Source organism: Micromonospora craterilacus (assembly GCF_003236315.1).
Classification (GTDB): Bacteria; Actinomycetota; Actinomycetes; order Mycobacteriales; family Micromonosporaceae; genus Micromonospora; species Micromonospora craterilacus.
The window spans coordinates 1-4,236 of sequence record NZ_POTY01000366.1 but is presented as its reverse complement, the minus strand read 5'-3'; the positions used below and the strand labels follow the sequence as shown (position 1 = coordinate 4,236).

The 4,236-nt window shown below is 72.5% G+C and carries 4 protein-coding genes and 3 tRNA genes; 2 read left to right on the top strand and 5 right to left on the bottom strand.

What is annotated here, in order from left to right; translation table 11 throughout:
- Positions 1-56: 56 nt before the first annotated feature.
- The 4 genes from C1I95_RS32245 to C1I95_RS32230 form a co-directional block, all read right to left on the bottom strand.
- Positions 57-132: transfer RNA gene (locus C1I95_RS32245), tRNA-Glu, on the bottom strand.
- 176 nt (positions 133-308) lie between these two features.
- Positions 309-381 (bottom strand) — tRNA-Glu (locus C1I95_RS32240).
- 133 nt (positions 382-514) lie between these two features.
- Positions 515-586, bottom strand: a tRNA-Gln gene (locus C1I95_RS32235).
- Positions 587-693: 107 nt separating this feature from the next.
- Entirely contained in the window at positions 694-1,497 is an 804-nt protein-coding gene (locus tag C1I95_RS32230; protein WP_111219685.1) for a fumarylacetoacetate hydrolase family protein, read from the bottom strand.
- 134 nt (positions 1,498-1,631) lie between these two features.
- On the opposite strand from C1I95_RS32230, the gene C1I95_RS32225 reads away from it, so the two are divergent.
- Complete coding sequence (locus C1I95_RS32225; RefSeq protein WP_111219683.1) at positions 1,632-2,921, top strand: hypothetical protein; 1,290 nt, start codon at positions 1,632-1,634, stop codon at positions 2,919-2,921.
- Positions 2,922-2,954: 33 nt separating this feature from the next.
- Positions 2,955-3,824, top strand: coding sequence for a 3-methyladenine DNA glycosylase (locus C1I95_RS32220; protein ID WP_111219681.1), 870 nt, complete (start codon positions 2,955-2,957; stop codon positions 3,822-3,824).
- A 62-nt stretch (positions 3,825-3,886) separates the two neighbouring features.
- On the opposite strand, the gene C1I95_RS32215 is transcribed toward C1I95_RS32220, so the two are convergent.
- The coding region (locus C1I95_RS32215) for a cellulose binding domain-containing protein (protein WP_199524009.1) at positions 3,887-4,236 on the bottom strand (350 nt) is incomplete at its 5' end.

The window sequence follows — 4,236 nt, the reverse complement described above, 5'->3', positions numbered from 1 at the left end:
GGGTGGGTGAGGGAGGCGCAAGGCCCGTCTCGCGGAGGCGAGACGGGCCTTGGTGTTGGTAGCCCCGACCGGATTCGAACCGGCGCTACCGCCTTGAGAGGGCGGCGTCCTGGGCCGCTAGACGACGGGGCCAGGTACTTTCTGGTTCACCACCCCGGTGGGGCGGTGCGGAAGTAGTCTAACGGCGTCCTCGGTGGACGTCGCACATGGGGTCGCCCTCGCCGGTGAGCAGCGCCGGGACGCGAATCGAGGGTCGGGACGCGAAAACGGCCCGCCCGCCGAAGCGGGACGAGCCGTGATGTGAGTTGTAGCCCCGACCGGATTCGAACCGGCGCTACCGCCTTGAGAGGGCGGCGTCCTGGGCCGCTAGACGACGGGGCCAGAACCTATTGCGACACCACCGTGCGGTGGTGCCGCCGAACTCTACCAGACCTCGCGACCGAGCCCCTTGCGGAGCACGGTGCTGAACTCCACCAGAATCCAGCGACCTCGATTCTTCCGAATCTCGGCTGCGCTGGGGTACCAGGACTCGAACCTAGACTAACTGAACCAGAATCAGTTGGGCTGCCAATTACCCCATACCCCATTGGCCCCTTGCGGCGCCGGGATCAAACTCTACCCTCCCGGCACCGACGGGCCAAATCGAGTTCCGGAAACCGCCCTTGAGCTGCGGAAACAGGGACTCTGACCGGATCAGGTGGCCGACACGACCGGGTTGGTCAACTCGCCGATCCCCCCGATCCGAACGGTCACCGTATCCCCCTCCGTGAGCGGGCTAACCCCCGCCGGCGTACCGGTCAGCACCACGTCGCCGGGCAGCAGCGTCATCACATGCGAGACGTACGACACCAGAGCCGGCACGTCGAAGACCATGTCCCGGGTCCGGCCCAGCTGACGGACCTCCATCTCCTCCGGATCGCGCCCCACCTCGCAGCGGATCTCCAGGTCGGTGACGTCGAGGCCGGTGGTGATCCACGGCCCGATCGGGCAGAACGAGTCGAACCCCTTGGCCCGGGTCCACTGGCTGTCGGCACGCTGGAGGTCCCGGGCGGTGACGTCGTTGGCGCAGGTGTAGCCGAAGATGGCCCGCTCCGCCGCGGCCCGGTCCGCCCGGCGGGCACCCGGCGCACCGATCACCACCGCCAGTTCCGCCTCGTGCTCGACCTGCTTGCTGAACTCCGGGAGCCGGATCGCGTCCCGGGGGCCGATGACGGAGGTGGACGGCTTGAGGAAGAGCAGCGGCTCCTTCGGCACCTCGTTGCCGTGTTCGGCGGCGTGTTCGGCGTAGTTGCGGCCGACACAGACCACCTTGCTGGGCAGGATCGGCGAGAGCAACCGGACGTCGGACAGCGCCCACCGGACACCGCTGAACGTGATCTGGCCGAACGGGTGGCCCGAGATCTCGGCGATGGTGAGCCCCTGCGGGCCCGCCTCCGACTCCCCCTCGACGACCCCGAACGACATTCCCTTGGCATGAGCGAAACGAGCGATACGCACCAGGCCAATCTAGTCCGGCCCGGAGAGCGGGCGCCGCAGCTTACCTGTGACGATCACCGGTGGGGCCGGATTCGCCGCTTCGTACCCGCACGACGTGACCCCGCACCTAGCGTCGGCTGCGGAGGTTCGTTCGTATGCCTGCATCGACACGACACCACAGGACCCTCGCGGCGATCGTGCACTGCGTCGGTTTCCTCACCGCCCTGCCGCTGCTGCCGGCGGCCACCACCGCGGACGCCGCGGCGGCCGGCCGGCCGCCCGCGGCAGCGGCGTCGCCCGAGCCCACCATGCCCTCGGCGCCGCCGGCGGTGCCCACTCCGACGCGGGTCGCCTCGCCGGCCGCCAAGCCGCAGGTCAGCGTGCGGGTCGCGGCGGGGAGCACCGCCCAGCCCGGGTACCGCATCGAGGTACGCAACGGCGGCAACGCCCCGGTGGACACCACCGTGCGTCAGGAGCTGCCGCAGGGCGTCTCGGCGACGACGATCAGCAACGGCGGCCGGGAGGTACGCCCCGGCGGCTCGACGGCGACCGAGGTGACCTGGCGGATCAAGCTGCCGCCGCGCAGCACCACCACGCTGGGCACCACGCTCAGCACCGCCGCGGCACAGCAGCCACTGACCGCGCCGGCGTGCGCGTTCGCCAGCGACGGACGGCAGCCGTACGACTGCGCGAGCGCCACCTGGACGGCCCCGCAGGCCGCGACGCAGGAGACCCGGGAGCCGACGGGGTGGCGTCGTCAGGCACCCGCGCTGCTGGCCGGTGCGATCGCGGTGCTGGTGCTCGGCGTCGTCGGGCTCGTCGCCTGGCGGCGGCACCGGCGGCGGCCGGTCGCCGCCGCGCTGGCGTCGGACGGGCCGGGCACGATCTATCCCCGCCCGGCCACGCCCCGCTCGCCGGCCCGCCGGCGCACCCCGCCGATCTGGCTGATCGTGCCGGTGGCCGCGACGGTGCTGGCCGGCACGGTGGGCGCGGCCGCCTGGACCGCCACCCGGCGGGTCACCGAGATCGACACCGACAGCCAGCCGACCAGCGGCGCCTGGAAGGGCAAAGGGGTGGCCGGTGGGCTCGGTGTGCCGCTGCGCGAGGACGCGTTCGAGTTCACCGTCTACCGGATGATCTGCGAGCCGGGCCAGGGCGCGCGGCAGTGCCAGGCGACCGTCGGGGTCCGCAACCTCACCCCGGAGCATCAGAGTTGGCACGGCAAGCTGCAACGGGCGTACCTGGCGAACGGCACCTGGGTCACCACCGACGAGCTGGCCACCCGGGGGGCGAACCAGGGGCGGGACGTCTTCGCCGAGCCGATGGCGGCGGGCAGCCGCCTGGTGCTGCCGCTGGTCTTCACCGTCAACGGGCGCGAGGCGCCGCAGCTGCTGGAGTTGCGCAGCGGCGTCTTCTCCGCCGGGGTGCGGGTGGACGTGCCCTGACCGGCGGGCGGGCTGCGGTCGTACCCTTGGTCCGTGACCGCCGCCCTCGCTCCCGCCGTGCTCGACGCGGCCGCCTGGGGGGCCCGCCGCCGGGCCCACGAGGAGCGGGTGGACGGCTGGCTCACCCCGCACCTGGCCCGCCGCCGCCGTGGCGAGAAACACCCGGTGGAGGACTTCCTCTTCACCTACTACTCGTACCGGCCGGCCCAGCTGCGGCGGTGGCATCCGGGCGCGGGGGTGGTGCTGCGGGAGGCCGATCCCGCCGACTTCGGCCCGGACTACCAGGCACTCCCCGCCGGGGTCACCCTGGACACCGACGAGGTACGCGCCCGGCGCGCCGACTCGGTGCGGTGGATCACGACCCTGCTGGCCGCGACCGCGGGCCGGCCGGCGCACCTGGGCTGCTTCGGGATGCACGAGTGGGCGATGGTCTACCGGCAGACCCAGCAGGAGGTCCGGCACAACGCCTGGCCGCTGCGGCTGACCCCGGAGCGCACCGCCGCGGTCGTCGAGGAGCGCGGCGTACGGTGCAGCCACTTCGACGCGTACCGCTTCTTCACCGTGCCGGCCCGGCCGCTCAACGTACTGCGACCGACCCGGGAGACGCAGCACGCCCAGGAGCAGCCGGGCTGCCTGCACGCCAACATGGACCTTTACAAGTGGGCGTACAAGCTCTCCCCGCTGGTGCCGTCGGAGCTCGTCGCCGACTGTTTCGCCCTGGCCGGGCAGATCCGCACGCTGGACATGCGGGCCTCGCCGTACGACCTCGCCGACCTGGGCTATCCGCCCGTCCGAGTCGAGACCGTCGACGGCCGGCACGAATACGTCCAGGCACAGCGGGAGTTCGCCGAACGGGCCGGCGTGCTGCGGGCCCGCCTGCTGGCCGCGATCCCCGCCGCCTGAGCCACCAACCCGGCCAGCGGCACGGAGCCGGGGCCGGCGCGGCCCCGGCCCCGGTCGGACCGTCAGGAACGCACGCAGCTCACCGCCGGAGCGGTGTTGGTGGCACCGGCGGTACCCAGGAAGCCGAAGGTCGTCTGCGCGCCGGGCGCCAGGGCACCGTTATAGCTCACGTTACGCGCCGTAGCCGTCGACCCGCTCTGGGTCACCTCGGCGTTCCATGTCTGGGTGATCCGCTGACCGTCGGCGAAGTCGAGTCGGACGACCCAGCCGGCGATCGCGGCGGCCCCGGCGTTACGGACGGTCACCTCCGCCTGGAACCCACCCTGCCACTGGCCGATCACCCGGTAGCTCGCGACACAACTGCCCGGCGTCGCGGTCGGCGTCGCCGTCGGGGTGGGCGTGGCAGTGGGGG

Coding starts and splice junctions, on each gene's coding strand:
- C1I95_RS32225 (WP_111219683.1), top strand. CDS start 1,632: ATGCCTGCATCGACACGACACCACAGGACCCTCGCGGCGATCGTGCAC.